The sequence below is a fragment of the Sphingobacterium mizutaii genome (genome assembly GCF_900187125.1).
GTDB classification, from domain to species: Bacteria; Bacteroidota; Bacteroidia; order Sphingobacteriales; family Sphingobacteriaceae; genus Sphingobacterium; species Sphingobacterium mizutaii.
Genome location: NZ_LT906468.1, coordinates 2953911 through 2980610 on the forward strand (window position 1 = coordinate 2953911; position 26700 = coordinate 2980610).

The 26700-nt window shown below is 36.0% G+C and carries 23 protein-coding genes and 1 tRNA gene; 5 read left to right on the forward strand and 19 right to left on the reverse strand.

Annotated elements, in window-relative coordinates; all coding sequences use genetic code 11:
• The first annotated feature begins 54 nt into the window (after positions 1-54).
• Positions 55-498: a nuclear transport factor 2 family protein gene (locus CKW03_RS12755; RefSeq protein WP_093097484.1), complete on the forward strand. Its 444-nt coding sequence runs from the start codon at positions 55-57 to the stop codon at positions 496-498.
• Between the two features lie 57 nt (positions 499-555).
• On the opposite strand, the gene CKW03_RS12760 is transcribed toward CKW03_RS12755, so the two are convergent.
• From CKW03_RS12760 to rpe, 4 genes are all read right to left on the reverse strand, one after another.
• Complete coding sequence (locus CKW03_RS12760) at positions 556-1026, reverse strand: DinB family protein (RefSeq protein ID WP_093097485.1); 471 nt, start codon at positions 1024-1026, stop codon at positions 556-558.
• A gap of 137 nt (positions 1027-1163) precedes the next feature.
• Positions 1164-2900 (reverse strand): M14 family zinc carboxypeptidase, encoded by a 1737-nt coding sequence (locus CKW03_RS12765; protein WP_236736475.1) that lies wholly within the window; start codon positions 2898-2900, stop codon positions 1164-1166.
• Positions 2901-3063: 163 nt separating this feature from the next.
• A complete protein-coding gene (locus CKW03_RS12770) occupies positions 3064-5328 on the reverse strand; it encodes an aconitate hydratase (RefSeq protein ID WP_093097487.1) in 2265 nt (754 codons plus the stop codon).
• Positions 5329-5470: 142 nt separating this feature from the next.
• Entirely contained in the window at positions 5471-6151 is a 681-nt protein-coding gene (rpe, locus tag CKW03_RS12775; protein ID WP_093097489.1) for a ribulose-phosphate 3-epimerase, read from the reverse strand.
• 214 nt (positions 6152-6365) lie between these two features.
• Between rpe and CKW03_RS12780 the strand changes: the two genes are divergently transcribed.
• The 4 genes from CKW03_RS12780 to CKW03_RS12795 all read left to right on the forward strand — a co-directional run bounded on the left by CKW03_RS12780 (position 6366) and on the right by CKW03_RS12795 (position 10580).
• Positions 6366-8498: an HD family phosphohydrolase gene (locus CKW03_RS12780; protein WP_093097490.1), complete on the forward strand. Its 2133-nt coding sequence runs from the start codon at positions 6366-6368 to the stop codon at positions 8496-8498.
• Between the two features lie 114 nt (positions 8499-8612).
• A tRNA-Ser gene (locus CKW03_RS12785) sits at positions 8613-8699 on the forward strand.
• Positions 8700-8804: 105 nt separating this feature from the next.
• Positions 8805-10001: a tyrosine-type recombinase/integrase gene (locus tag CKW03_RS12790; RefSeq protein WP_093097492.1), complete on the forward strand. Its 1197-nt coding sequence runs from the start codon at positions 8805-8807 to the stop codon at positions 9999-10001.
• A 9-nt stretch (positions 10002-10010) separates the two neighbouring features.
• Entirely contained in the window at positions 10011-10580 is a 570-nt protein-coding gene (locus tag CKW03_RS12795; RefSeq protein WP_093097493.1) for a hypothetical protein, read from the forward strand.
• 52 nt (positions 10581-10632) lie between these two features.
• Here CKW03_RS12795 and CKW03_RS12800 read toward each other — a convergent pair whose 3' ends face one another.
• The 15 genes from CKW03_RS12800 to CKW03_RS12860 form a co-directional block, all read right to left on the reverse strand.
• Positions 10633-11148, reverse strand: a complete 516-nt coding sequence (locus CKW03_RS12800; protein ID WP_093097495.1) for a hypothetical protein — start codon at positions 11146-11148, stop codon at positions 10633-10635.
• Entirely contained in the window at positions 11105-11536 is a 432-nt protein-coding gene (locus CKW03_RS12805; protein WP_093097497.1) for a hypothetical protein, read from the reverse strand. Before CKW03_RS12805 ends, CKW03_RS12800 begins: the two co-directional genes overlap by 44 nt.
• 7 nt (positions 11537-11543) lie before the next feature.
• The gene (locus CKW03_RS12810; RefSeq protein ID WP_093097498.1) at positions 11544-12083 is read right to left on the reverse strand and encodes an N-acetylmuramoyl-L-alanine amidase; all 540 of its coding nucleotides are present in this window, start codon (positions 12081-12083) and stop codon (positions 11544-11546) included.
• Between the two features lie 88 nt (positions 12084-12171).
• Positions 12172-12723, reverse strand: a complete 552-nt coding sequence (locus CKW03_RS12815) for a hypothetical protein (protein WP_093097500.1) — start codon at positions 12721-12723, stop codon at positions 12172-12174.
• A 60-nt stretch (positions 12724-12783) separates the two neighbouring features.
• Positions 12784-15033, reverse strand: a complete 2250-nt coding sequence (locus CKW03_RS12820; protein WP_093097502.1) for a hypothetical protein — start codon at positions 15031-15033, stop codon at positions 12784-12786.
• A gap of 6 nt (positions 15034-15039) precedes the next feature.
• On the reverse strand, positions 15040-15948 hold the full coding sequence (locus CKW03_RS12825; protein WP_093097503.1) for a hypothetical protein: 909 nt from the start codon (positions 15946-15948) through the stop codon (positions 15040-15042).
• A gap of 2 nt (positions 15949-15950) precedes the next feature.
• Positions 15951-18656, reverse strand: a complete 2706-nt coding sequence (locus CKW03_RS12830) for an Ig-like domain-containing protein (protein WP_093097505.1) — start codon at positions 18654-18656, stop codon at positions 15951-15953.
• Positions 18646-22371, reverse strand: coding sequence for a hypothetical protein (locus CKW03_RS12835; protein WP_093097507.1), 3726 nt, complete (start codon positions 22369-22371; stop codon positions 18646-18648). Before CKW03_RS12835 ends, CKW03_RS12830 begins: the two co-directional genes overlap by 11 nt.
• Before the next feature lie 2 nt (positions 22372-22373).
• Positions 22374-22505: a hypothetical protein gene (locus CKW03_RS20775; protein WP_261772006.1), complete on the reverse strand. Its 132-nt coding sequence runs from the start codon at positions 22503-22505 to the stop codon at positions 22374-22376.
• A 47-nt stretch (positions 22506-22552) separates the two neighbouring features.
• Positions 22553-23065, reverse strand: a complete 513-nt coding sequence (locus CKW03_RS12840) for a hypothetical protein (protein WP_093097508.1) — start codon at positions 23063-23065, stop codon at positions 22553-22555.
• Between the two features lie 35 nt (positions 23066-23100).
• Positions 23101-23403, reverse strand: coding sequence for a hypothetical protein (locus CKW03_RS20450; protein ID WP_093097510.1), 303 nt, complete (start codon positions 23401-23403; stop codon positions 23101-23103).
• Positions 23397-23969 carry a hypothetical protein gene (locus CKW03_RS12845; protein WP_093097511.1) on the reverse strand — a complete coding sequence of 191 codons (573 nt, stop codon included), beginning with the start codon at positions 23967-23969 and terminating at the stop codon, positions 23397-23399. Before CKW03_RS12845 ends, CKW03_RS20450 begins: the two co-directional genes overlap by 7 nt.
• The gene (locus CKW03_RS12850; RefSeq protein ID WP_093097512.1) at positions 23966-24520 is read right to left on the reverse strand and encodes a hypothetical protein; all 555 of its coding nucleotides are present in this window, start codon (positions 24518-24520) and stop codon (positions 23966-23968) included. Before CKW03_RS12850 ends, CKW03_RS12845 begins: the two co-directional genes overlap by 4 nt.
• A complete protein-coding gene (locus tag CKW03_RS12855) occupies positions 24517-25578 on the reverse strand; it encodes a hypothetical protein (protein ID WP_093097514.1) in 1062 nt (353 codons plus the stop codon). Before CKW03_RS12855 ends, CKW03_RS12850 begins: the two co-directional genes overlap by 4 nt.
• A 79-nt stretch (positions 25579-25657) precedes the next feature.
• Entirely contained in the window at positions 25658-26686 is a 1029-nt protein-coding gene (locus tag CKW03_RS12860; protein WP_093097515.1) for a hypothetical protein, read from the reverse strand.
• Between the last annotated feature and the right edge of the window lie 14 nt (positions 26687-26700).

Here is a 26700-nt window from a genome sequence, read left to right on the forward strand (position 1 = left end):
ATAAGAAATAACAAGAAAAAATAAAACAGGTATTAATCATTAAAAAAATAAGTCATGAAAAATTTAGTAAAAACATTCGCAATCGCAGGTCTATTATTCGCTTCATCATTCACAGCATTTGCAATCGATAAAGACAAAGACAAATTAAACAGTGCCGTAGTAGAGAACGTAATTGATGCATACATCAATACTTCAGTAAAAGGTGATGTTGAACATTTGGACAACCTATTAGGCAAAGATTTCACCTTGAAATACAATACTGAATACAATCAAGCACCGCTTTCAAGGACCAACTATATCAAACAGATCAAAAGCCAGAAAGGATTTACTTTCAACTGTGATAGCGACTATCAAATCGTTGAGAAAGCTGGAAAATACAGCCTTGCTAAAGTAACCCTTAATTTCTCCAACTTCAAACGTGTTGACTACCTTACCATGGTACAAGACAGTGAAGGCTGGAAAATCACTGAAGTAAATTCAGTTTTTGAAGAAAAATAATTGGATGCGACATATATAAAAAAGGCTGCTCTGTAAAAAGAGCAGCCTTTCCTATTTCTATCTGTCATAGAACATTGGAGGTTCGATTCCTAAACTCCTGAGGTAAACATAGCCTTGGGCACGGTGATGGACCTCATTATCCACAAAATATAACAGGTTATCATAGATCGGCGCATTAAATTGTCCAAATAGGTTGTAATCTTCTGCAAACCTTTCCACTGGAATTTTATTGTAATATTCAGTAATCAATGGCGTCTGTCTGTCCCACTCCGCCAATAAGGCTTCTTTGGTATTAAATGGAACATCATGGTTAAAGCCCTCAGTGGTATTATTGTTAATCCCCTCTAGACCTGGTAATCCAATAGTCAATATTTCCTTTACCAAATCACTGAAAGGACGCATCCCTCCTATGCTATATTCAAATAATTCCTTTTCTGGAAACTTCTCAATTGTTTTTCTCGTTAAGCCTCTATGTCCTTGCCAATGGTCCAAAAAGTTTTCTTTCGTAATAATTCCTGTAGTGCTCATAATATTTTCTTTTTAAATGATTGAATAATCAAATTTAAGACCGATGGATGACAACCTTTTGTCAACAGAAATCAAATCGCCATAAATAAAAAAGCTTCCAAAAATTAATCTTGGAAGCTCTTTATTTATCATATTCATCAAAGTATCCGACCTACCGGATACAGCATGTAATCATGCTCAAAATGATGCGTACGTTTATAGATCCATTCCAATTGCGCCCTTCCACTTTCTGCTAATTTTGGATCTTGCTTTTTAGCTTCCTCAAAACTCTTTTTTAATTCGGCATCATTCTTCAACAGTTCGGCTGCTGTATCTTCAAAAATATAGGCCGAAAAATATTCTTTCTGCGAAAGAATCGCGTCAAAGAAATTCCAGTTAAAAAAGGAGTCCATCGCCTGTGGTTCCAGAGTTTCTACGATATAACGATTAATATCCTGATTGGTTTCAATGATCCAATCGCCTTTATAAAATGGCACTTGCATCATTTTTGAACTGACCTCTACAGAATGATGCGGATAATGTCCTTCATAAACAGAACCTTGGGTCTTATAAGATGTGATATAGTACATTTCCACTTCCTTGATTTCATCCTGTGCCAACTGCTTCATCTTTACACCGTTCGTTTGCATCAGTTCTATCAACCTATCATAAGCCTGAGGTACGATATAAGCCTTTGGCTTCTTGATGATGATGGATGGCTTATAATTAGCGAAATAAGGAACTTGCTTGCTGAATGGTTTATCCCTATCATAATACAATCTTTCCTGTCCGGATACCTCACTAGCTTTTTTTCCTGATTCAAATCCCCTGAATTCAATTTTTCCTACATTCTCCGTGTCCAAGGTCCAACTAACAGGGAAATCTGTTTGTGAAGCAACTTTTTCTTTTATCTTCTTTCGTAAAGCAACCAGGTCTTTGGACTCTTTGACGGAAACCTCAAATAAATTCTTCATCAAGGCATAGGTAGACTCGACTCTTTGCTGATAAGGTTTCCACATGTGGGTTTCAGGCATATAGCCAATGGTATTATGCAGCGCAGCATATCCTGTAGAATATCGCGGACTTTCTAGAAATGATACCAACCCAGACTCAGGGGTCTCCCCTTTTGAGTTCACATAAGGAACCATCGGAAAGCCCTCTTTATCCATTCTCCTATAAAGTTCATCCGTGAATTTAGATTTCATATAAGGAGCGAGATCCTGATGCAATTTATCCTTATGTGTTTCAATCAGGGTCATCACATATTGGTAATCCGCTCCGTTACTGGTATGGGTATCGAAAAATACATCGGGATCCCAAGTACTGAAAATCTTTTGGAATAATCTGGAATTTCGTGTATCCCCTTTAATAAAATCTCGATTCAGATCATAATGCTGTCTCGTCCCTCTAAAACCATATTCATTGGGACCATTTTGATTTACCCTTGACTCACCTCGGTTAAGCATCCCGGCAATATTATAGACCGGAATTACGCAAAGCACCAAATTGTCAGGTAATTTATTTCCCTGAAGGAGATTCCTGATAAACATCATGGAAGCATCTATTCCTTCTGGCTCCCCTGGATGGATCCCATTGTTGATCAACATAACGGCCTTTCCCTTTGCTTTTATACTCTTAGGATCAAAATCACCATCATTGGAGAGAACAATCAGTTGCAAAGGCTTACCCACATCCGTCAATCCATAATCAATCATTTTCACATCCTTTCTTCCCTTCAAAAGGGAAGAATAGTATTGTTGCAATTCTTGATAAGTTACAGTAGTATTCTTTTTGGCATCCAGTTCATAGGGTATTTTCTGCGCTTTTATTTCCATCATTCCAGTAGATAACAACATTGCACCTAATGCAATGCTTTTAAATAAACTTGTATTCATGTTTAGTTTGGCTTATTAGGTGAATAAAGATAGAGATAATTTTTGTTTGAACGATTGAGGAAAGGGTCCCCTACATAAAAAAGGTGCTGTCCCAATGGAACAGCACCTTCCGAGTTAGCAGCACTAGTCTAAATACTAAATACTAAGTACTAACTACTAAATACTATTTCTGATTTGCACGGATGATATTCAATGCACCACCAGCTTTGAACCAACCGATTTGTTGTTCGTTGTAAGTGTGGTTTGCAAGAATCTCTTCAGATGTACCGTCAGCATGGTGTAATACCAATGTAAGCGGTTTGTTTGGAGCAAATTCAGTTAATCCAATGATATCGATAGTATCGTCTTCGTTGATTTTATCGTAATCATCTTTATTCGCGAAGGTAAGACCAAGCATACCTTGTTTTTTCAAGTTAGTTTCGTGGATACGAGCAAATGATTTTACCAATACCGCACGAACACCTAAGTGACGAGGTTCCATAGCAGCGTGCTCACGAGATGAACCTTCACCATAGTTTTCATCACCAACAACGATTGAACCAATACCTTGAGCTTTGTAAGCACGTTGGGTTGCAGGAACAGGACCGTATTCACCAGTCAATTGGTTCTTCACATTATCGGTCTTGTCGTTGAAGTAGTTAACTGCACCGATCAACATATTGTTAGAAATGTTGTCTAAGTGACCACGGTATTTCAACCAAGGACCAGCCATAGAGATATGGTCAGTAGTACATTTACCTTTAGCTTTGATCAGTAACTTCAAACCTTTAAGGTCAGTACCTTCCCACGCTGCAAACGGCTCTAACAACTGTAGACGGTCTGAATCAGGACTTACATCAACAGTTACGCTAGATCCATCAGCTGCAGGAGCTTGGTATCCAGGATCATCCACTGCGAATCCTTTTTCTGGTAATTCATCCCCAGTAGGAGGATCAAGTTTTACTTGTTCGCCGTTTTTGTTGGTCAACGTATCTGTAAGAGGGTTGAATCCTAAATCACCTGAGATAGCGATCGCAGCAACCATTTCTGGAGAAGTTACGAAAGCAAAGGTATTCGGGTTACCATCAGCACGTTTTGCAAAGTTACGGTTGAAGGAGTGAACGATAGTGTTTTTCTCTTGTTTCTCTGATCCAGCGCGATCCCACATACCGATACATGGTCCACATGCATTGGTAAAGATAGTAGCGTTAAGATCTTCGAAAGTTTTCAATAATCCATCACGGTCAGCAGTGAAACGAACTTGCTCTGAACCTGGGTTGATACCGAATTCAGCTTTAGTTACAAGTCCTTTTTCAACAGCTTGGCGAGCGATAGATGCAGCACGCGATAAATCTTCGTATGAAGAGTTCGTACATGAACCAATCAATCCCCACTCTACTTTTGTAGGCCAGCCGTTTTTACCAGCTTCCTCACGCATACGTGAAATTGGAGTATATAAATCTGGAGTAAATGGACCATTCAATGATGGTTCTAACTCAGATAAGTTGATTTCGATCAATTGATCGAAGTATTGCTCAGGGTTTGCATAAACCTCAGGGTCAGCTGTCAAGTGTTCCTTGATTGCATTTGCAGCATCAGCAACTTCTGCACGGTCTGTAGCACGCAAGTAACGCTCCATAGAAGCATCATATCCGAACGTTGATGTTGTAGCACCAATTTCAGCACCCATGTTACAGATTGTTCCTTTACCAGTACATGATAAAGATTCAGCACCTTCACCGAAGTATTCTACGATAGCACCAGTACCACCTTTTACAGTTAAGATACCAGCAACTTTCAAGATCACATCTTTTGGAGCTGCCCAACCAGAAAGTTTACCTGTTAATTTTACACCGATCAATTTAGGGAATTTTAGCTCCCAAGGTAATCCTGCCATCACGTCACAAGCATCTGCACCACCAACACCGATAGCTACCATACCTAAACCACCTGCATTTACAGTGTGGGAGTCAGTACCGATCATCATACCACCTGGGAAAGCATAGTTTTCCAATACTACTTGGTGGATAATACCAGCACCTGGTTTCCAGAAACCAATACCGTATTTATTCGATACAGAACTCAAGAAGTTGAACACTTCTGAGCTTTCATTTTTAGCACGATTTAAATCCTCTGCTGCTCCATCACGCGCTTGAATCAAGTGGTCACAGTGAACAGTTGAAGGAACTGCTGCTTTCGGACGACCCGCTTGCATGAATTGCAATAAAGCCATCTGTGCAGTTGCGTCCTGCATAGCTACACGGTCCGGTGCAAAATCAACGTAGGATTTGCCACGCTCGTATGCTTCTGAGGCATTACCATCCCAAAGATGCGTATATAAAATTTTCTCAGCTAGAGTCAATGGTTTATTTACAACTTGACGGGCCGCTTTTACACGCTCATCATATTGAGAATAAACCTTTTTGATCATGTCTATATCAAAAGCCATTATTTGTAGTTTAATATGATTTATTAAATTTTAACTGTTAAGCCCATACTAAGAGCTGTTTACGCAAAAATACAAAAAAAACTGCGTTTTATTCGCATTTCTGCCACTTCAAGCTAATTTGGAAGTATTCTAAACAATGCTGTTAAACCAATTGAACTGAAGGGTCTACAGCCTTCAATTCCTGTATCGTTTGAACTGGATTTTCAGAACTAAACACAAAGCTTCCAGCTACTAAAACGTCTGCTCCAGCGGCCAATAATTTGCCTGCATTTGAAGTCCCTACTCCCCCATCAATTTCGATCAACACATCCGTATTTTGCTCTGCTGCCAAAGCGCGTAATTCTTTAATTTTACTATACGTTCGTTCAATGAATTTCTGTCCACCGAAACCTGGGTTTACAGACATTAAACAAACTAGATCGATATCCTGAATTACGTCCTTCAACAATGAAACTGGAGTGTGCGGATTTAACGCAACGCCTGCTTTACATCCCAATTCCTTAATCGCTGCTAATGTGCGATGTAAATGGGTACAAGCTTCATAATGAACCGTGATAACCTCTGCCCCATTGTCCTTGCAAACTTTCAAGTAACGATCTGGATCTACAATCATCAAATGCACATCCAAAGGCTTCTTAGCATGCTTTGCAATGGCACTCATAACCGGAAATCCAAAGGAGATGTTGGGAACAAATACCCCATCCATTATGTCAATATGAAACCAATCAGCTTCGCTCGCATTGATCATCTCTACATCACGCTGTAGGTTTGCAAAATCTGCTGCCAATACTGATGGTGCTATTAAGTGTTGTTGTGTGGACATGTCTTAAATTTTCTGCAAAGATAACAAGTATTATCCTCTAATTGAAAAATAGACAGGTTTTCCAGTGAAATGCTACATTCAACTTACAATCTCTTTCCAATTCCTGTTCCATCCTACTGCTGATTGCTAATGTTTTCAGATTGTCTTGGCCTAAAAACAAACTGTTTGCCGTAAAATAATTACATTTGTTAGTTAGGATTACTAAAATTAGATTGTGGCGAAATTAAAGATAAATTACCCTAAGGATAAATTACAGCAAAACTCCAGTTTGTGGAAATATGGGATGGTCGTTTTGACCATTGTCCTGATCTGTATATTCCTACCCAAACAACCCAGGTTTAGGTACGAATACCAAAAAGGAAAACCATGGAACCATGAGAACCTGACTTCCCCTTACAACTTCGCAGTCCTCAAAACTGCCGAAGAAATGGAGCGCGACAAGCAATATATCCTAAATACCGTCCAACCGATCTATAACCTTAACGATGTTGCCAGTAAGGAACAGATCGATCAGTTCAACACGGATCTTAACGAAAAGTGGCAATCCAGCCAGCTTGACTCCACAGAGACCGGTAATCTCAATGACTATAGAGAAGTAGGTACTGCCCTCCTGAATTACATCTATGAGCGAGGAGTACTATCCCTAAATAATCGATACCAAAACAAGGGCAATGACTCTTCCAGAAATGATCCAACCTCACTGGAATACAATTTTGTCCTTATCCACGATAATATCGCCCAGCAGAAGAACACTGTTGATTGCTATACCATAGAATCTGCAAACCAGTATATCGTTGGTGCCCTAGAGAAGAATAAACTGATTGAACATAAGAAATGGTTGTCTGAAGTCCTGAAAAACTACATTACCATCAACTATGTCTTCAATGAATCCCAGACCAACAAAGTTGAACAAACGGCCTTGGCAAACATCTCTACTACCCGAGGGATGGTCCAAAAGGACGAACTGATTGCGGAACAAGGGAAGATCATCAACAACGATACTTACCAAAAATTAGAATCCCTGCGAAAGGTATTCGAGGACGAATCCAGGATCAGCGGCGAGCAGAATTTAGTCACATTTGGGCACTTTATCCTGATTTCGCTAGCTATGGCGCTTTTGATGGTATTCCTATATTTCTTCAGGAGGGATATCTTCAACAACAACCGCTTATTGTTCATTATCTTCGTCGTCATCTTGGTGATGTTAGGGGTATTGAGTTGGGCCATCAAGATCAAGATCCCAAGCCTTTATTATATCCCATACTGTAGTGTGCCGATTATCTTCAGGTTATTATTCGATACGCGGATAGCATTGAACATCCATATCCTGATGGTACTGATAGCTGGACTTTTCGTCCCTAACAGCTTTGATTTTGTGTTCTTGCAATTCACTGCCGGAATGGTAGCTATCTACAGCATCCGTACCCTCGTAAAAAGAGAGCAATTTTTAGTATCCAGCGTCCTGATCCTTGGAACATACATCTTGGCGTATATGGGATTGGTATTGACCCGTAACGGATCTTTTTCTTCCATTTATTGGCAAGACATCCTTCCATTTACAGTGAGTGTGGGATTGACCCTCCTCGCCTATCCATTGATCTATGCCTTCGAGAAATTATTCGGAATCGTTTCTGACTTGACCTTAATGGAGCTAACCAATAGTAACTCCAGGCTATTGCGAGAGCTTTCCTTAAAAGCTCCAGGTACATTCCAGCACTCCCTACAGGTTGCCAACCTAGCAGAAGCAGCCATCTATAAGATTGGTGGCAATCCACTATTGGTTCGTGCAGGTGCCTTGTACCACGATATTGGTAAAATGATCAATCCGCTGTACTTTATCGAGAACCAGAAAACCAATGACAATCCACATGAGGAACTGACACCAGAACAAAGTGCACAGATCATCATTTCGCACGTTCTGAAAGGAATTGAAATGGCCAGGAAAAACCAGATGCCGGAAGTCGTAATTGACTTTATCCGTACGCATCACGGTACTACCAAGGTTGACTATTTTTACAATATGGCAGTAAAAGCCAATCCAGATAAAGTAATTGATGAGTCCATCTTCAAATACCCTGGTCCAGTACCATTCTCAAAAGAAACTGCAGTCTTGATGATGGCAGACTCCGTTGAAGCCGCTTCCAGAGCTTTAAAGGAACCTACCGAAGAATCTATCAATAATTTAGTGGATAAGATCATTGACCATAAACTATTGCAGAGACAATTCCAGAACGCGGATATTACGATGCGTGAGATCACAGAATCAGCGAAGATTTTCAAGGCTATGCTGAAGAGCATTTACCATGTACGCATTGATTACGATCTAAGTAAGAAGAAAGATAATTAAAAAAACAAATTGATATTCAAAAGGTTGCTGTAGGCGCTTCATAAAATGCGTATTTTTCACTAAATCGACTTTGAAGAGTGAAAATTTTGCGTTATGTTTGCACTGTCGAAACCCGGAGAGGTGCCTGAGTGGCCGAAAGGAACAGTTTGCTAAACTGTCGTACTGGAAACGGTACCGCGGGTTCGAATCCCGCCCTCTCCGCAAGACAAAAGCCGCTTTCAAGCAATTGAGAGCGGTTTTTCTGTTTTAAGTGCAAAACCAGCACCAAAAACAGCACCAAGTCATAATTCTAAGAGGAAAAGGTTTATGAATGCTAAAAAATATAAGAATGCAAGAATTATAAGAGCATCTAGTGGAGATTGGAGGGTTGTGTATGAATTTGAATATCCAGAATATCCAGGTAAGTTTAAAAAGTTCTATGTAAGGGATGGTGTAAATTATATTCATGATGTTCATGAAAAGGAAATTGCCGTCAACCAATTGAAAGAAGATATCGATTATGCATTAGCTAATGGATTTAATCCTTTTATGCCAAAGATTTATATTGAAGATCAATTAAATACTGCAGAAAAAGAAATTGATGTTGAGACCAAACTAAAATCCAAAAAACCTTGGTCTACAGAAATAGCAATGAACAAATTCTTGGATTATTGTACCAAATCCGGACTTGAACCAAATACAATTAGGACCTATGTTTCTTTTATTAATAATTTGAGGAAATGGGTCCAAAATTTACCTGATCCTTTAATACCGTTCAGTGAATTAACAGACGTTGATATTCAATCATTTTTAGATTACAACTTTTTTGAAGAAGAATGGACTCCAAGGACATATAACAACCATTCAAAATTCATGAGTCAACTATTCTCGAGAGTTGCAAAACTTGAGAAGAAATACAATCCAAATATTAAATATACCATCGACCTGTCTGATTTAATTCTTAAAAAAGATAAAGCCGAAAAAAATAAATACTATACACCACAAGTTGCTGCAAAAGTAAAAAAGGAAATTTCAAAAAATCCTGAGATGTATAGGTATTCTAAATGGATATTTTACAGTTGCATGAGGCCTAAAGAAATTCGATTGTTAAAAATCCAGGATATAGACATGGTTTCAAGACAAATTAAAGTTAACGGAAAGACCGGCTATAGGTTTGTTCCAATATGTGATGAATTAATGAATCTAATTTCTGAAATGAACCTCATAGCTCAGCCATTAGATTATTACGTTTTTGGGAAAGGTAAAAAACCAAATAATGATCCAGTTTATCACGATTATTTTGCTAGAAGATATCAAACAATTAAAGATAATCTTAAATTAGACTATAATTATACGCTTTATTCCTGGAAGCATACAAGAGTTGTATCGTTAATTACTGCAGGATTTGATGATAATCAAGTTATGACTTTAACTGGCCATAGGGACAGATCGGGATTTGAAGCTTACAAAAGAGATCTGATCATTGATAATACAGTAATGAAAGGAAAGACTATAGATTTTTAATTTAAAATTATGTTTTACAAGAATAATACTGACCTATTCCAATATTTAGATACAGGAATTTTAAAACCCTTACAAAACTCTGATGAAATTTTTCCTGCAGTATTTCTAAGAGGAGTAAATAATCGACAAATTTTAGTAATTCATTCAGAAGAATTAAGAAAAAACTACAAACAAATTCATCCAATGGAGTATCTAGTTGGAATTTTCAAATCAAATTGGTTTTTATGGCATATTAATGGATACAATAACATTCCAAAAATAAAGATCGACGAAGTAATAATTGATAAATTAGATAATGAAGATGGAAATTTTGCTTATACAGTTAAATTTCATCTAAATAAAGATGAATTGATGCTTAATAGGTTGAATGAAATTGGAATTATTTCCATTCCGATAATAAAAAGCTTTGATTCTGGGCTAAATTTCTTAACCTGTGTTTTTTTTCAGAATGGATTACGCTTAAATTCTTTTTATTTCAATGACATTCCCAATTTAAAAATTCACAGAGATCAATTTTTGAACTACTATTTATATAACGAATATATTCATAAATCGATATATGGAGATTCAGATGATTAAGTTTGTTTCACATAAGATAAATTTATGTGATTCTTTAAAAAGAAATAACAATTCAATTTTTATTATTAGGGTAAATTCCGAAATATATCATAAAGAATAATATTATTCCAAGAAACGCAATCATTCCAGAAAACACCCCTTTTCCACTTGGTTCTGAAATTTTGGCAAGATCTTTTTTATAATCTGTCTTTTCTGTTTTTAACTCTTCAGATGAGGTTAAATAATAGGATATGTCAGATTGAAGTTTTTTAAATGCACTATCCAATTGTCGTAGTTTTTCACTTTCTTCTATATCCAATTGTACATCACCTTCCGCATTAAAGGATCCATCAGAATTGAAATTCACTTTATCAGCTTTGATATTAGTACGCTTCAACTTGTCAATTGATTTTACACTTGTATTGATATCTAAGACATTGCTTTTGCCACGAAAATCTAATTCAGTACTCTTTCTTTGTTCGAGTTCAACAGCTGACTTGGCTATTAATAGATTTTTACTGTTATTTTTAAACAGTCCGCACCCACTAATTAAGGTGCAGACTATCACTAATATTATCAGTCTTTTCATTTGCTTCAATTGTTAATCTCAATAGGCGACACTCTTCTCGTAACGCTTCAAGTTCCAGCTTTTGACTTTCGCACAAGGCTCTGAATTCGTCAAGTTCAGCCTTAATTTTATTCAAACTTTTCTTGCATTCATTTCCCTCATCGATTGCAATCCTTAATTTCTCCTTTAAAGATTCGATAATACCGTCTGATGCTGCAAGTTGCTTTTCTAAGCGCTCGGCAATATCCTCTGACATTTCGAGGACTTTCTTGGCATTCTCAACAATACCCCCATCGTTCTCGATCTTTTCCTTTGGTCTTGATCTAATCCACATCCATAGCGCGGTAATTGCTCCGATGCCTGCTCCCCACAGATTCGGCAATACGTGTTCTCTTAAAAATTCTTCCATTTATATATTAATTCAAATCGTATTTTGAAATAATTTGAGCGGTAAAACAAGCTAAGTTTACTTTGTTTCTATCATAAGCAGCCATATCATTAGAATTATCAATAAAACAGATCTCAATCAATGCAACGGCACCTTTTTTCCTCATAAGGCCTAATCTGCCTCTGGCTGATTGGCTCTCTCTTTTCACTCCTCGATTTGCAATTCCCATAATCTTAGAATAACCATCGACTAATTCCTTAGCCATCGCTTTAGATCGATCATTCGCATCATCTGCTATAAGAACTTCGACTCCGGTAGCTTTTCCGTTGAAAGCATTAAAATGAGGTTCAACAACAACGTCTTTATCTGTAGGATTTATCCGACCTAAGTATTGACTAAGCGTTTCATTGTCATTATCCTGAACTACAGTTTTCCCTTGATTTTTTAGGCCCTGGTTGACCATTTCCCGGAAACTGATTGTTTCCAGATTTTCTTTACGTCCATTTACTCCAATTGCCCCACTATCTTTTAAATGATGTCCAGCGCTTGAATATGATATGTATTTCATTGTTAATTAGTTGGTGAAAATTTAAAAACCCCTACAGAAGCTATTCTGAAGGGGTAAATAAACAGTAAAAAATGAGTACGAAATGATTTTATAAAGGTGAAATAACACGCTCAGGAGAATGAAGATTACTCCATTCAATTAAATACTCATGAATGATGATTGCCTCATCCCCTTCATCCATTACATCTCCTACATCAATGGATGCTTTTTTAATACCTTCGTTTCCACCAAACAAAAGACCACCAAATGTTTCAAACCAAATGGTATAAGTTCCACCACATTGAATGGTTCTCATAGCATCATGGTTAGCTTGATTAGTTTCGTCAACCTTAAAGGTTAATGCATGAGCACGATTAGTAGTTTTTTTACGACGGCCAGAAATATTAACTACCGAAGGTGTAGGCTTTGGTTTAGAGCCTATGCCTGTAAGGGTACGAATATCTTTTCCAGCTGCTACAGTATTTCCCAAACGAGTTGCCCATTCTGTTGGACTTGATACATCCGTAAATGGAGCTGCATTACCTGGTGCAAAATGGACCTTGGCGATTTGACTAGGATTGACTTCAGGGGCACAGTCATCAAAAACGAATGCTGGAAGAGCTGCTTCCTCACATCCAGAAGGACAATTAATGTTTGCCATGTTTTAAAATATTTTGTTATACAAATATATTGTTATTTTTTATTGTTTTAATTATATAATTCATGTTTTTATTAACTTTACAATACCGTAACTACTTCCCGATGATTTGCTCGTTAGAGCACTTCCCTGAATATTCCTTATGTCTGCCGAAGGATCTGCTTTCATATACTTATTAACTTCATCCCAAACAATCTTCTTATTGATATCTCCAGCTCCAATGGCACCGTTAACCAATGTCTCTGCATATTTCCCAACTGGTACATATTTAACCTGTCCATTTGAGGCATTCTCAAGAGCTGTTCCTAAAATTTGTCCTTCATTGAAATTCTGAAATTTATTTGCATAAGGAATTGCGATACTATTATTTTCCACACTTGCGAAAGAAAGGACTTCACCTTTTAGTATAGTTTCAGTTGTATTTACCACAGCAACACCAAAGTAGTCTGAAATCAAAACATCCTTCCATCCTGGCCTCTGACCTCCAGTATTATATGGAGCATTAAAATTTGCTGCGGATCTATCTACAACGTGATCAACTCTAGTCCCCGTGGCATTTACCAGTATATTGTAAGGTACCTTTTTTGGATCTGGCTCATTAAGTCCAGTATCAGGATTTACCCAAAGAGTATCTTTATTGCCGTTAATATCAACCATAAACGCAATTTGACCAATATCATTAGTGTGGCAATCAATAAGATCAACAGTATCATTTTGATTGCTACCACATTCATCCACGTTAATATAGCCACAGTTGATCATCTTCATTCTCCTAACAATCAAGTGACATGGCTCTGATTGATTAGTAGTATTATGAAAAAATATTGCATGCCTTCCATTTATGTTATCATTATAATTTGCTGGTTGTCCATTATTGTCATATGGTCCATAATAAGGAAATCTTTCAGAGACACAATCATCAAACTCCAATGTTTGGCCACCATGCAGTCCAATCCCTATTGGATATGAAGAATTACCATCCTCTTTGAACCATACATTTTTGAACAATAGATTTTTCCATGTAGGATTGTCGATATGTGCTGCATATTTACCTCTAGTAACCTCAAGTGTCAAGTTTGAATAGTTGGTTTCCTCTTTAGCGAATACAACATGGATTTGGCTGATATTAACAGCAGAAAGAGCCTTACCTCGGGCATCGGCATAATATGAGTCAGAAGGGGCAATCTTACTTGAATCATTACCATTACAGAACAACGTGGTGCCATATTTACCCATACCAAACCCCGCAACATCGACAAACTTTTTACCCTGAAGATCATATTCAAACCACCTACCAGCAGGTACAATAATCAAGTATCTATTCCTCTCTGAAGCGTCAGATATTCCTTTGATAATATTCCGAATACTGTTGTAGTTTTCCGAATTTCTTGTTGCAATTATATAATTATATTTTATCGCAGTTTTAGCTTCTTCAAAATAACCCTTTGGTATTTTTGCAGGGTCAACAACAGAACCATATTGCTCATAGGGCAATGCAGATGGACCGTAATTGATCATAAGAGTATTTTTATAAACACTATTTGTTGGATTTACCCCGATGCCTGATGTGTTTGCAATTGTGGGAGCAAATTTCACCGCCCCTTCAGGAATCGGAATATTTAAACGATCTTTCGTCCTAACAAATGGTTCTCCAACTGAATTAAAAAAAACACCACTAGCAAAAGAAGATGGTAGGCTTCCAGCTCCACTAATACTAATATGCGTTTTTGATGTATCAATATTAAAAGCAGGCAAACATATACTATTATCAGATCCAACCAATCTTCCATCATCGAATATATAAGCTCCCCTTATCATTTTTGAATTATCAGCTAGGTTGTTTGAGTTCTTTAAAATAGATAAGGCTGGTTGAACATATCCAGCGGTTGCTCTTTCATTAGCAAGCTCGGTTCCTAAGGGGTTAAAAGTGTCTTTACCAGATGGTGGAGGAATAAACGTTTCAACCTTTTTTAATTCTGATACACCGTCCCAAATCAAAACAACCACCCTATTAGTAGTATCTACCTGTATATTTCCATTATAGACACCCGATCCATTTGCTAAATAAATTCCCTCAGGGGCAGGACCTTCTCCTGAAATAAAAGGAAAAGAAGGTGTTGCCTCTGAAATTTTTAGATCATTGTCTTGGTACCCCAACCCTGAGAAATTTAGAGTACCATTTCCTACTTTAATTCTTACACGCCCTCCAAAACGTACCAAAGCAATTTCACCATCACCTAAAATTTGATTTTTTTGCAACCATTGTGCCTCGGTCCCAATATTCCGAATAACACGAGCTTTAATTCTTCTCATATTTTCTTACGATAAATCTTCTTGTTCAATGAAAGAATCATATGAATCTTGAGTTGCTCCTTGATCTATTAGATACTCTTCCGTTTTAGGAGGTTGTATATCATGGCCACAAGCAGTATTATAGTAATATCTTCCTTGTTGAAAATTCATTACTAAATGCCAGTAAGATAGATCATCAATCTGAGTTTCCTCTAGTGAAACATTGATTATACTTCCTTCTCGTAAGTTCTTGGGGGTAGTAACTATAATATCTCTATGAATCGCCATAAAGGCTATGGCTTCATAAATGAAATTTGGTATGATTCCAAAATCAATATCATAAGTTATGCTGACCTTTCTGGAAATATCAATTATTTCTCCATGGCCATCTTCGTCTGACTCAACAATTATTGATGGAATACCTTTTGTTATAAAGGTATCAACAAAAAATCTAAATCTGAAGCCTAATTCCCCTAAATAATATGCGGGATCAACGTTATGTTCTTCAGACCATTCAATCATTAAATATTTTTCAATACTATCTATTGGTACAAATAGTTCAGAATAATATTCTGAATAATTAGTATTCAACTTTAAATAATATGATTTTCCGCAAGGCAAATTTAAATCTTGTCCAGAAATCGTTTTAATAGCATAGTCAGAAGGCCATAAATAATAATTGAATTCCTGTTCTACAAGGTTTACATACTTGAGCTGTGTAATGTCTAACCTTGAAATTAAGGCATCAGAATTATCATAAATTTCAAATAAAGTCACAAACTCGTCCAATGGAAATCTTACCTGAAACGGTAATAATCTATCTTTTTGCACCAATAATTCAAACATGTGTTTTTCATATCCATTCAAGAACCTAGATTGATTCTCAAATTCATCGTACCAAGTGATTGGCTGTGGTATTTCATCAAATAGCAGCATAATTAAATAATTGTATATTTTGAATCAGGTTCAATATTGAATTGATATTCATAATTTTCTTGAATACCATTAAAATCACAGCCATAATATTCCCTTTGTGTTGTAAATTCTTGGGCATATTTATAGGATACTCCACTAGCGATTGATACAGACATCACATATTCATTACTTGTGTTATACTTGTAATCAATGAATTTCTGTTTAAGTTTTACGACCAAATTATATCCAGTTGCATCTAAAGGAATAGTTCCAAGATTATCGGACCAAAGTAAAATTGTTATCTCCGAAACAGTTTCATCACCAACATTTGAAGAACCTCCGGATCCGCAGTGTTCTGAAATCATCCTTCGATCATCATCAATAATTAGAGAAACATATATTGGGGAAGGTTCAAAAACTTCAATTGTTATGGTACCAGTTGCTTCGTTATTAAATGTATCGCGTATTTTATATGAGAAAGTATCAATACCAACAAAATCATGTGCAGGAACAAAAGAGAACGATCCATTACTATTTAATACAACCGTTCCTCCCTGATCGGTTGCTTTATTTTCGGCTACAACAATTATTTGAGTTGCTGCAGTATCATTTTTTTGGGCAGATCCGGCAGGAGCCTTCAATTCAAGATTTTTTGCAATCTTAAAACTATTGCCGTTTGCAACAGGAACAGAAGTTCCATCCTTTACTAATATGGTAACTATGGCCTGGTTTGAAGTTTCCCCAAAGTTATCTTTTACTGTATACCAAATTCTTGCTTCACCCAAATATTCATTTTCAGGTTTATATCGAATTCTGAAATCATCTGTAATAGTCGCAGTGCCTGGATAAACAGAATTGATATTTAATGTTGATGGAATAATAACCCCATCATGATCAATATCATTAGCCAGCACGTCTATAATCACAGGTTGATTTTTATAGGTTTCTGCATTATCATTTACAGCTTCCGGAGGTAAGTTATCTTCGAGTTTTCCTTCAGCCGGAAAAGAGATTTTCATTTCGATTATTTCTTTGAATAAATTGAATGAAGCTGATTCAAGAATACCATTATTGCCTAATTGCGTTTTAATTAATCCTTCTGTGTCGAAATCTGAACCACAACACATCCGATATTTTACATTTTCTTGAACTTTTGTTGGTTTTACAGAAAGAGCCAATGTGTTTGCCTCATTCATTTTGAAATTGAGCATGAACCTATTATGGCGCCAAAAATCCCGATGCAATTGAGCCCACGCTAAGGGATTATTGATATTATTTCCCCCTTTTATAGATTGTTCTCTATAGATTCCGAATAAAGGAGTACATGAAATAAGCACAAATCCATCATCAGAAACAATTTTGCTGTCCCATGATGAATTTGTAAGGCAGAGCATTACATCAGTAGTAATATTTTTGATATCATAGGTTTCTTCTTCCTTATCCTTTCCTGCAATTGGATTATTATATAAAATTGGACTTCCTTCAAAATCTCCACCGAAAGAAGAATCTTTAAACCTAAAAATCTCTCTTTTCGGTATTCCTTCATTATCATAGTTGTATTTCCGATTAGCTTTATTTATAATGGAATTTTCACTTATCGTAGTATCTAAACCTTGGTCTCTACTTCTAAACGACACATGTTCAATCTTGAATTTTTTGTCATCTGTTATCTCCCATTCAAGCTGAAAAATATTGCATATATCTTGAAGTAAATCAGAAAACTTAATAAGACTGGATGTTCCAGTAGGTGATCCAGCATTTCCTGTGTTGAAAGGTCTTTTAATATCAGACTTTTGGAATAAAACCAGGTTTGTAAGTTTATTTAATTTACCAGTTACATAATTAATAGTAGAAATTGTCTGAGGATTCCATTGAAAGAAATCGGACTTTAATTGCAGATCTGGGCAAATTATTTGAAGGAACTGTTCAAATATCTGTTTTAGAGCCATACCATTATCTATAACCGACGTCAAGATTTTATTACTTTCACCCCATGAATTAGGGTCATACCTATCATATGGGTCACGCTGGTAGTCGTATAAAATAGGTGAGCGAGCGTACCTTCCAGACCCAATGCTAATCCATCCTAAATCAAGTAATGAGTCATCACCTGAAATAACTTCTCTTGACCATTTGATTGAAAAATCTCCCGAATAACCATGTCCTTCATTAAAACTATAGGATTTATAACTTCGTTCAACAATTGTCCAACCTTTCAGTCCCGGATTTACCTCTCCAGGAAAATAATAAAAATCTTGGTCATCATTTGGTCCTATGAATTTCTGAAAATATTCACTTTCAATATTTCCGTCTACTGGTTTTATGTTGACCTTAGGGTAAATACTATTTAGCAAAATCAACTCCGTTTGTCCACCTAGATCAAAGCATTCATATTTATCATAATTATCAATTGACAACTCAACCCTACAATGGTCAATATCCCATTCTCCAGAATTTAATGAGATTATTCCTTCAAACCAGTTTTCATTCCAACCACCATCACAATATTTATGAATTTTTATAACCAATGGATCAAATCTATAAATCAATAATTCTTGATTATAAATCCATTTAAAATCTTCACCAAGGAGAACAATCGTTCCCTTTAATTTTTGTGAAAAATCAGATCGATTTGATTTCTTTTCATATGTCTTTTCCAAAGTACCATCATTACTTGGAAAAACCTGTCTAGTGCCAGATCTGCCTGTGATAAAATATTTATACTGCATTTTTATTTTTCCTTATTTTATGAGTAGTATTTCCTTGTTGGATTATTATGAAATCATTTGTTTCGGTTATTATTTTTCGTTTCCGTTCAATTTCAAATAAACTCCGATTTGTTCTAGCGATATCTTTTAAGTCTTCAGACTCTAAGAAAGTTAATAATGCGTCTTTATACGTTTCCTCACGATCTTTATTTATCTTAGATAATACTATCACTTTCGCGGTTTTATCGTGATCAGGAAGCACCACACCAGTATCTTGGATTAAATCATCCATTAAGTTTCCTACTTTACTTAAATCGTCATTATTTATAGCTTCAAGAAAGGGCATATATTTTTTTGTAGATTCTCTATTTATTGCGAAAAATCCCTCATTACCCTCAACTTCAGCAACTCTTTTTCCAGTTTTTTCATTATATACACCCAAACCACCCTGCTCATGACTTGGACCATCAAGCACAAATTTTCCACCATGTCTAAATTTTGGAGCGTCCGAAATTGATTTCATTGCCATTGCTTTAGAAGCAATAAAACCACCCCACATTGCACCAATTGCTGCAATTGCGAGTGGTACACCCACAAAAGGTATGCTTGAAAATGCTTTGAAAATATTTGCTGAAGCGGTAATCATTGAAGATGTCTGAGCAACAGAATCCGCAATGAGTTGAACTTTTTGTATTTCAGCCTGCCTTTTTAGAAGAGCTTCTTTTTCAAGGATTTCATTTTCACGTTGAATTTTCAATTGTTCAAGTTCTTGTCTTTTTGCTTCCACATTGTTCGCATACCCGTTTTCTTGAAGCTCTAATTCTTTATTAAGAGCAGACTCAACATCTGATATTTGATTGTTTAAAGAATCAATTTCCTTTTGTTTTGCGTCGATGCGTTGATTAATTGAATCTATCCAAGCTTCTGTTATCTGATCAAATACATTTTTAAATGTTTCAACGATTTGTCTAGCTTCAACATCTTCTATATCCAAACCCAAGAGTTGAAATACATTTGTTTTTTTCTTGGTGGTTGATTTGCCAATTTTAAGATTTAATTCTGCAATTAGAGCCTCTGTTTGAGCAATCGCTACTTTATTTTCCTTTCCACCTACACTTTTTAATAGATCCAACCTTTCCTCAGCAGCATCAAGCATAACTTGATATTTCATTGCCTCACGTATTTTCTCTTCCTCCTCCTCAGTTTTCCCATTTATCTTTACAAGTGAAATTCTCGCAGTTTCAATATCTTCTCGGTCTTTTAATTCCTGGAGACCATACTTTAACTTAATCTCGGCAATTTCCTTCATTTTCTCTTCTGTAAAATCTCTTTCAGAACCGTATGCCTCCTTATATTTTTTAGATAAATTAGAGTACTTCTCATCAAGCTCTTCAAGCTCTAACTTCTGATTTTCACCATTTAATTTTAAAATCGTCTTATCAGCCTCTTTTTGGGCTTCGACCATCTTGTCAAAATATTCAACATCAATTGCCCATAACTTTGAAATATGCTCTTCTTTCAGCTCTTCTTTTAAAGCATTTTGTGATAAAATTAATTTTGCCTTTTCCTCCTCAGAGCCTTTAAATCCCTCAAGGTCACGCTTTAAATTTTCTAATTCTTTTTTATATCTTAATTCCTCTTGCTCTGCTTCTTTTTCTGCTCCATCTTTCATCTGACGTATGGAAGATTCACTTCTTTCAAATTCTAGATCTTTCAATTTATTGTTGAAATCACGGATCCGATTGTATTCCTCTTCTTTTTTTCTTGCAGCTTCTTCTGAATCCTTTGCAGTTTTTTCCGCAGCTTTTTTCCTTTCATCGGCAGCATCTTTATTTGCCTTAGCTTGCCAAACCTGAAATTCATGCATTACTTCCTTCTGCTCGTCACTTCCAGCCTTTGTAAGAGCTAAATTGGTTGAATGTAATGCCCTTTCCAGCTCTACAGTTTTTTTACCTGCAGCTTTCTTTAATTCAATTTCTTGTTCTAAAGATATTTTTTGAGCCTCTAATTTCTTTTTATGGGCAGCATCATTTTGATTTTGTATTTCAGAAATAAATCCTGCATTGTAATTTTTGATAACGTTCATCGAATCGATGTAACTATTTACAGCTGCTTCAGCTCCATCAGTAAATAATGTGTAAAGCATTTTGATTGGACCAATTAAATACTGCAATACAGCATTTCCAACTCCAAATAGAATAGCTTTAAGTTTATCAATTTTTTGACCCCATTTCTCAGCTTCAGGACCAGACATTTTTACGGATTCCGTTAATTTGTCCCAATTGGCTATCAATGCCCCAATGGCCAAAATGATTAATCCAACTCCAGTAGATGCCAGTGCAATTCTAAACACTTTTAATGCCCCTGTTGAAGTTCCAACAACTGTAGTGTATAATGCCTGGCTAGCTGTCAAAACTTTATTTGCAACAGATTCTTTGTTCTTAAGTTCGATTTGAATTTGTTGTAACCCCTGCAGGATGGAAATGCCGGCAGTAAGTCTAGCAATCGTTTTTTCTAGATTTTCATTTTCACTACCAAACAAAGCTGCTGCACCTTGAGCAATATTAAAGGCAGAAGCGATCAAAGTTCCGGATTCAATCAAGCTATCCAGTGTCGGAGTTTCACTTGCTGTTCGTTTTAGTTCATCGTTTACCCCTTTGATAGATTGTTTTAACTGAGTTGCTTTATTCATCAAATCATCATAATCTTGGGTATCGCCAAGCCCTTCAGATTTCATTCTTGCCAACTGTTGTATTACTCCTTCCAACTCAGAACCTAAAGTCTTCACTTTTTCTTCTGCTGCTGGGATCAATTTATTTCCAAGTTCGTCAAAACCGTCTTTTCCGGCATTTTTTATTCTCTTTAATTGACCCTCTGTATTTTCAATTTCCTTATTTAGAGAAACTATTTCTTGGGGGTTCGTTTCTACCTGAAGGGCATCTTTTAAGTACTTCAATCTGTCGATAAGTTGGTCCGAAGATAAACTAGCGATATCAAACTCCTCAGATGTTCTTCCTAACATTTTATTTGCTTCTTCAATATCGGTGGTCAGAGATTTGAATAGATCAGAATCTTTATCCATAGTTTCCATTTTTGAAGCAATAAAATCAATCAGTGCACCTAACTGCTCCATCTCTCCAGAGGCGTTATTCAAGTCATTGGATAGTTTATCAAGTTCTTCTGTGGAAAATGAACCCATAATTGAATCGGACAACTTATCTGTTAAGTTTCCGGCCTCTTCAAGTTTTTTATTCATAGGGGTAATTGCCTTAGCCGAACGATCATAGGCAGAAATGATATTATCTCTAAGTCTTTCCATACTTTTGGAAAGAATTTGAATTTGTGTTGGATCTGTGGCTGTTTTTAGAGCATCCTTAAAATAGGATAAGTTTTCGCTATAGGCTTTTACTGCCTTTGCGGCTTGATCATTCAGTTTAATTCCTTCACTCTGCTTTTTGGAAACTTCATCAAAAACCTGAACCATAACACGTTCCGCTTTAGCACGCTCCTCCGCCACTTTCTTTAAGGCAACTGTATTTTGAGCCTGTTCTGATAAAGCTTTGTTCGTTTTTTCTGCTCCGGAAACAATTTCCTTATTCATTTCCGAAATTGCATCTTTTGTCTTAGCAGACTCCTTTTGAACTTCCTTAGCAGAATCTGTTATTCTGTTAAATTCAGATACAACTGGCGTTACATCAACTGAAAACGGTACCTTATATTCTTCTCCTGATGCCATTTCTATTTTGCTTTATTTGTTTTATTATTTTTATTTTCCAACTTTTTTTGAAGTATTTCGTACAAACGCCAAAATTCCATTCCTGGGGTAGCCTTTAGAGAATCAAAGTCCTTGACACCGTTATCTGCCATCATTGACCATAGGTCAATCCATTTCTTTTTGCCCTCGATTATTGAGCCTTTTAGATATCGGATTTCGTTATTCCCGTTTGATTTAGCTTTTCTATCACTGCTAAAGATTCTGGGGTAAGCGTGCTTGAGATCTGATTGATAAGCCTTGAAAAACCGAGAGCTAATTGAAAAAAAGGACCTATTGAAAATCCCTCCTCTGACCAATCATTAATTTTATTATTGATTATATCATCAGAAATAATACCTCTATTCTCTTTTTCTTCATTTATAAAGAGAGCACAAATTTTCAATGCTACGATTTGCCTATCAAAAACGTTCATTAATCCATTTTGCATGTTATTAGCCAAAACTGCAATGTCAGTGAATTTTAATTCATTGGCCAACTGCGTTACTTTCATCCAATTCTGGAACATTTCAGTCTGAGATACCCCATATTGAAGTTCCAAAGTAAACTCCTCATACTTGGACCATCTTTCAATAGATATATCACCAGTTTCAATTTGGTAATTCTTTCCATTTGCTTTGAAGGTTTTGTCCTGGATATTTAGGTGTTTTAATTTCATAGATTAAAATTAGTATAATATTATTATATATTGATTTATTTATATTTATAAGCCAAGAAAATAGCTAAACAAATCGTGTAAGGAAAAAATATAAGATTGGCAAAATCTTCCATTTTATGACAATAATATATTTGAACCCACAATGTTAATTGCCCTGTAAAACAAATAGAACAAAGCCCTAATGGCTTGCCTAACCATTCTGGAAGCTTTCCAATTAAACGGCCATACCAATTCAACACATCTTCATACATTAGAATTGAAGTGAACACATAGCCAACGATTGAGCAACAAAAAGCCACCATCGACCAAAAAACAAGGGATAACAATAATTCTAACATGGGTCAGCTGGTATTAAAGGTGAAAGACAGCTACTACTTAATCGAAATGATGCTTTTATTTTCAACGAAAAGAAATCGAAAGGAGGCATTAAATATTGAGAATAAGTTTCTTGATAGCTGTATGATGAAAATATTGAAGCGCTACGAATTGAACTTGAGACTACGTTAAATTTCAACTTGGTAACAGGAGCTACATTCTGGAATGATTTAAAAATATTCATAATGTCAGCCATTGCATTAGCGGATACAGCTTCAACATTTCCAGCAATTTTTTTAGGACATAGCCAACAAACTAAAGTTATGTCAGATGTCCAATCGTTATTTCCTTCGTGTTTTGAGCCGCCATCTTCGACATAAAACATGCCTTTTATAGAATCATCAGGCACAAAGGCAATTGCGTTTTTCTCTTCAGCAACATCGACCTCTATAGGAAATCTAACCTGCTTTACCTTTCCTGATCCGCTATTATCTTCCTTAGTAATAGTTTGAACTAACCCAGCACCCTTATCAAAATAAGGAAGTGGAGTAAGAAGATCCTTTATTATTTTGCCAATTAGAACATTCATAATTTTATTTTTTCAAAAACTTTGTCTAACATTTTATTTGCTATTCCATTAAGAAACCTCTTTTCATCCTCATTCGGATAAAGGAAATCACCGTATAGTTTAAAACCGTAAAATAATCTTTGTGAAACTTCAGGATTATCTGATCCCAAATAAGCTTTTGCTACAAATCCACTTCTTTCAATTGAAACTACTTTTAGATTTTGAAAGGTCCTACCTGTAAATGTAAAATCAACAAAATTAGTTTGATGACCATTTGCTTCACGAACATCCTTCCAAGAAACCAATTCACCTGACTTTTTCTTATTCTTAATCATTCTATCAAAACCACTATTTTTTCGAGCGTAAGAATTTGACCATTTATCATTTGAGTATAAATAAGCCGGCACTCCTTTTTCAGAATAGCTTTCTCCCGGTATACCTTCTGACTGGATTCTACGAACCACATAACCTTTTTGATTCAATGCCATTTCAACTGCAATATTTTCTGCTTCAATTGGAAGTTCTTTTATTACACTTTCAAGCTTTGCAATGAATTCACCTAATTCTTTCATCTAATTAGACCTTTATACATTATGTTAGAATCATCGCATCCAACACAATCATTAATTTTTTCAAATGGGTACGTTTGAGCTAACCACAAAATTCGATTATCAAATTCTTTCCTAAAATGATTTCGTTTTCCCCACATATGCTCATTTGTAAGCATAGTGAACCTGTTAACCTTTCCAGAAGACATAACTTCCTCAATAAGAAATTCTTGAGCTTTATAGGCAATAGCATGAGCAATAGTATTGCTTTCATCTAATTCCAAAAGGTTACAAATAGATTCCTTTGAGGTGCAATCAATCTTAGCATCCACATATATACCATAAGAATATATTTGATCGGAACTGCTTCTCAAATTATCTAAAGAAGACCCTTGAACACCTCCAATAGATAAATAAGATTTTAAAATTCTCTCCATACCTCCGCAAGAACATGTTGCTTGGTTGTCTCTCGGAAATCCTGATAAGGAAGTATCAATAACAAAGTAGTAATCTATTGATATGTTTTTTTCATCGTAAAGAGGAAGTTCCAATATTTCATCCAATTTATGTGTTGATTGAATATTAGTAATAGTTTGAATTTCAAACGTTTTTACAATGGATAGTTCCTCATTTTGGGAATACCCTTTATACACATTTATGCTGACATTAACTTCACTTCCCCAAATCAATCCAATTGAGGAAATTTTAATAGAGGAACTCCTTAATAACCTAGTTCTAAGTCTTAATCCAACAAATCTTGAAAGGCCATTTAAAGTTCTTAAATGATTAGTTTTTCCGATACGGCCATCAAATTTTTGGAATTTATTAGCATACCCTCCATTGGTTGCGTATTGAGCTAAAATAGATTCTATAAACTGATCGGTTGCACGCTTACGTGCTGACCTAGATTTTGTTAGGAAATCCTGGCAATCAATTTTTCCAATAGCAGATAGTTTCAGACCACCTTCGACTTCATCGAGATAAATTCCTGATTTGCTTATTTTATCATCTGGTGTTACATCTTGAGAAGCACATTCACATTCAGTATTTGATATTCCTATAATTTTATCTAAACATTCCATTTTTTAAGTATTAAAAAAGGGAAGGGCTCTGCCCTCCCCCAATCAACCATAGTACTACCCCTAATACTAACGATATTCTTTATACTGCTGCTTTCTTCTTGAAAAGTAAAACACCAGTGATGTTTTCATTACATCTGATAGGATTTAACCACAATCCTGTGCGGATTTTATAATTCCAAGAATGCCAGATCTTACCATTAATACACTCCATTTTGTAGGTTACATCGTACCTCAAACCAGGGATGTAGTTTGAAGGGACAGAATAGCGAGTAACAGATGGATTCTTAATTTCTCTTGGTGTTTCTGGGAAACGAGACTTTGAGCCGAATGCAATTGATCCAGGATCAAGAACGATGGTTACATCTTGCATTGCATTAGCATTGAAACCAAACAAATCATTGCGATATGTCAAATCTCCATACATGGAAGCAGCAGCTTTACCATCATCGTTACCCAAGAACTTCTTAGAACGATAGTTATCTTGAAAAAGATTGCCTCCATCTAGGACCAATAATGAACTAAACTTGTTCATTACACCAGCTTGTTGTAGGTAAGGGAAAAAACCTTCTGCTGTGAAATTTGCAGCAGGAATTTCAGTGTAGCCTCCAACATTTGTACCTATCGTACCGGCTCCAGCATATTGATTAACTCCTCCGAACGTCAACAGCTTAGCTGCAAGTTTTTTGTTTAGCTTATTGATCAGGTTCCTTTCAACACCCATCAATGATACAGCGATAGCTTCCTCCATTTTAATAAAGTTACCACGGAACTTTTCTTCGTTAACCTTGAAAGAATCTTCAACAAAAGTGTCAATTGCTTCAAGTTTCGATTTGCTTTCAGGTTCAGTAGCAACGATATCACAAGAATCATCATCGGTAACGGTATCATCCGAATTGTCTTGACAGAAATCAACCCAGTTGACAGAAACCTGACGATCCAAAGATTCATCTTCAATTTCTTTCACTGTAGCTGTTTGTTGCTCCTTTATAACCTTGGCCGTTGCCAAATCAGGGTTATAATCACGATTTTTAACTTTATCGTACCATTTTTCCTCCATTCGGAGTTGTAATTCTGTTAGCGCGGTTTTATTGAATTCTCCTGCTGCCATTTTAATCTATTTTT

Bases quoted from the DNA above. Each gene is read 5' to 3' on its own strand.
- CKW03_RS12755 (WP_093097484.1), top strand. From the start codon at position 55: ATGAAAAATTTAGTAAAAACATTCGCAATCGCAGGTCTATTATTCGCT.
- CKW03_RS12760 (WP_093097485.1), bottom strand. From the start codon at position 1,026: ATGAGCACTACAGGAATTATTACGAAAGAAAACTTTTTGGACCATTGG.
- CKW03_RS12765 (WP_236736475.1), bottom strand. From the start codon at position 2,900: ATGAATACAAGTTTATTTAAAAGCATTGCATTAGGTGCAATGTTGTTA.
- CKW03_RS12770 (WP_093097487.1), bottom strand. From the start codon at position 5,328: ATGGCTTTTGATATAGACATGATCAAAAAGGTTTATTCTCAATATGAT.
- rpe (WP_093097489.1), bottom strand. From the start codon at position 6,151: ATGTCCACACAACAACACTTAATAGCACCATCAGTATTGGCAGCAGAT.
- CKW03_RS12790 (WP_093097492.1), top strand. From the start codon at position 8,805: ATGAATGCTAAAAAATATAAGAATGCAAGAATTATAAGAGCATCTAGT.
- CKW03_RS12795 (WP_093097493.1), top strand. From the start codon at position 10,011: ATGTTTTACAAGAATAATACTGACCTATTCCAATATTTAGATACAGGA.
- CKW03_RS12800 (WP_093097495.1), bottom strand. From the start codon at position 11,148: ATGAAAAGACTGATAATATTAGTGATAGTCTGCACCTTAATTAGTGGG.
- CKW03_RS12805 (WP_093097497.1), bottom strand. From the start codon at position 11,536: ATGGAAGAATTTTTAAGAGAACACGTATTGCCGAATCTGTGGGGAGCA.
- CKW03_RS12810 (WP_093097498.1), bottom strand. From the start codon at position 12,083: ATGAAATACATATCATATTCAAGCGCTGGACATCATTTAAAAGATAGT.
- CKW03_RS12815 (WP_093097500.1), bottom strand. From the start codon at position 12,723: ATGGCAAACATTAATTGTCCTTCTGGATGTGAGGAAGCAGCTCTTCCA.
- CKW03_RS12820 (WP_093097502.1), bottom strand. From the start codon at position 15,033: ATGAGAAGAATTAAAGCTCGTGTTATTCGGAATATTGGGACCGAGGCA.
- CKW03_RS12825 (WP_093097503.1), bottom strand. From the start codon at position 15,948: ATGCTGCTATTTGATGAAATACCACAGCCAATCACTTGGTACGATGAA.
- CKW03_RS12830 (WP_093097505.1), bottom strand. From the start codon at position 18,656: ATGCAGTATAAATATTTTATCACAGGCAGATCTGGCACTAGACAGGTT.
- CKW03_RS12835 (WP_093097507.1), bottom strand. From the start codon at position 22,371: ATGGCATCAGGAGAAGAATATAAGGTACCGTTTTCAGTTGATGTAACG.
- CKW03_RS20775 (WP_261772006.1), bottom strand. From the start codon at position 22,505: ATGATGGCAGATAACGGTGTCAAGGACTTTGATTCTCTAAAGGCTACC.
- CKW03_RS12840 (WP_093097508.1), bottom strand. From the start codon at position 23,065: ATGAAATTAAAACACCTAAATATCCAGGACAAAACCTTCAAAGCAAAT.
- CKW03_RS20450 (WP_093097510.1), bottom strand. From the start codon at position 23,403: ATGTTAGAATTATTGTTATCCCTTGTTTTTTGGTCGATGGTGGCTTTT.
- CKW03_RS12845 (WP_093097511.1), bottom strand. From the start codon at position 23,969: ATGAATGTTCTAATTGGCAAAATAATAAAGGATCTTCTTACTCCACTT.
- CKW03_RS12850 (WP_093097512.1), bottom strand. From the start codon at position 24,520: ATGAAAGAATTAGGTGAATTCATTGCAAAGCTTGAAAGTGTAATAAAA.
- CKW03_RS12855 (WP_093097514.1), bottom strand. From the start codon at position 25,578: ATGGAATGTTTAGATAAAATTATAGGAATATCAAATACTGAATGTGAA.
- CKW03_RS12860 (WP_093097515.1), bottom strand. From the start codon at position 26,686: ATGGCAGCAGGAGAATTCAATAAAACCGCGCTAACAGAATTACAACTC.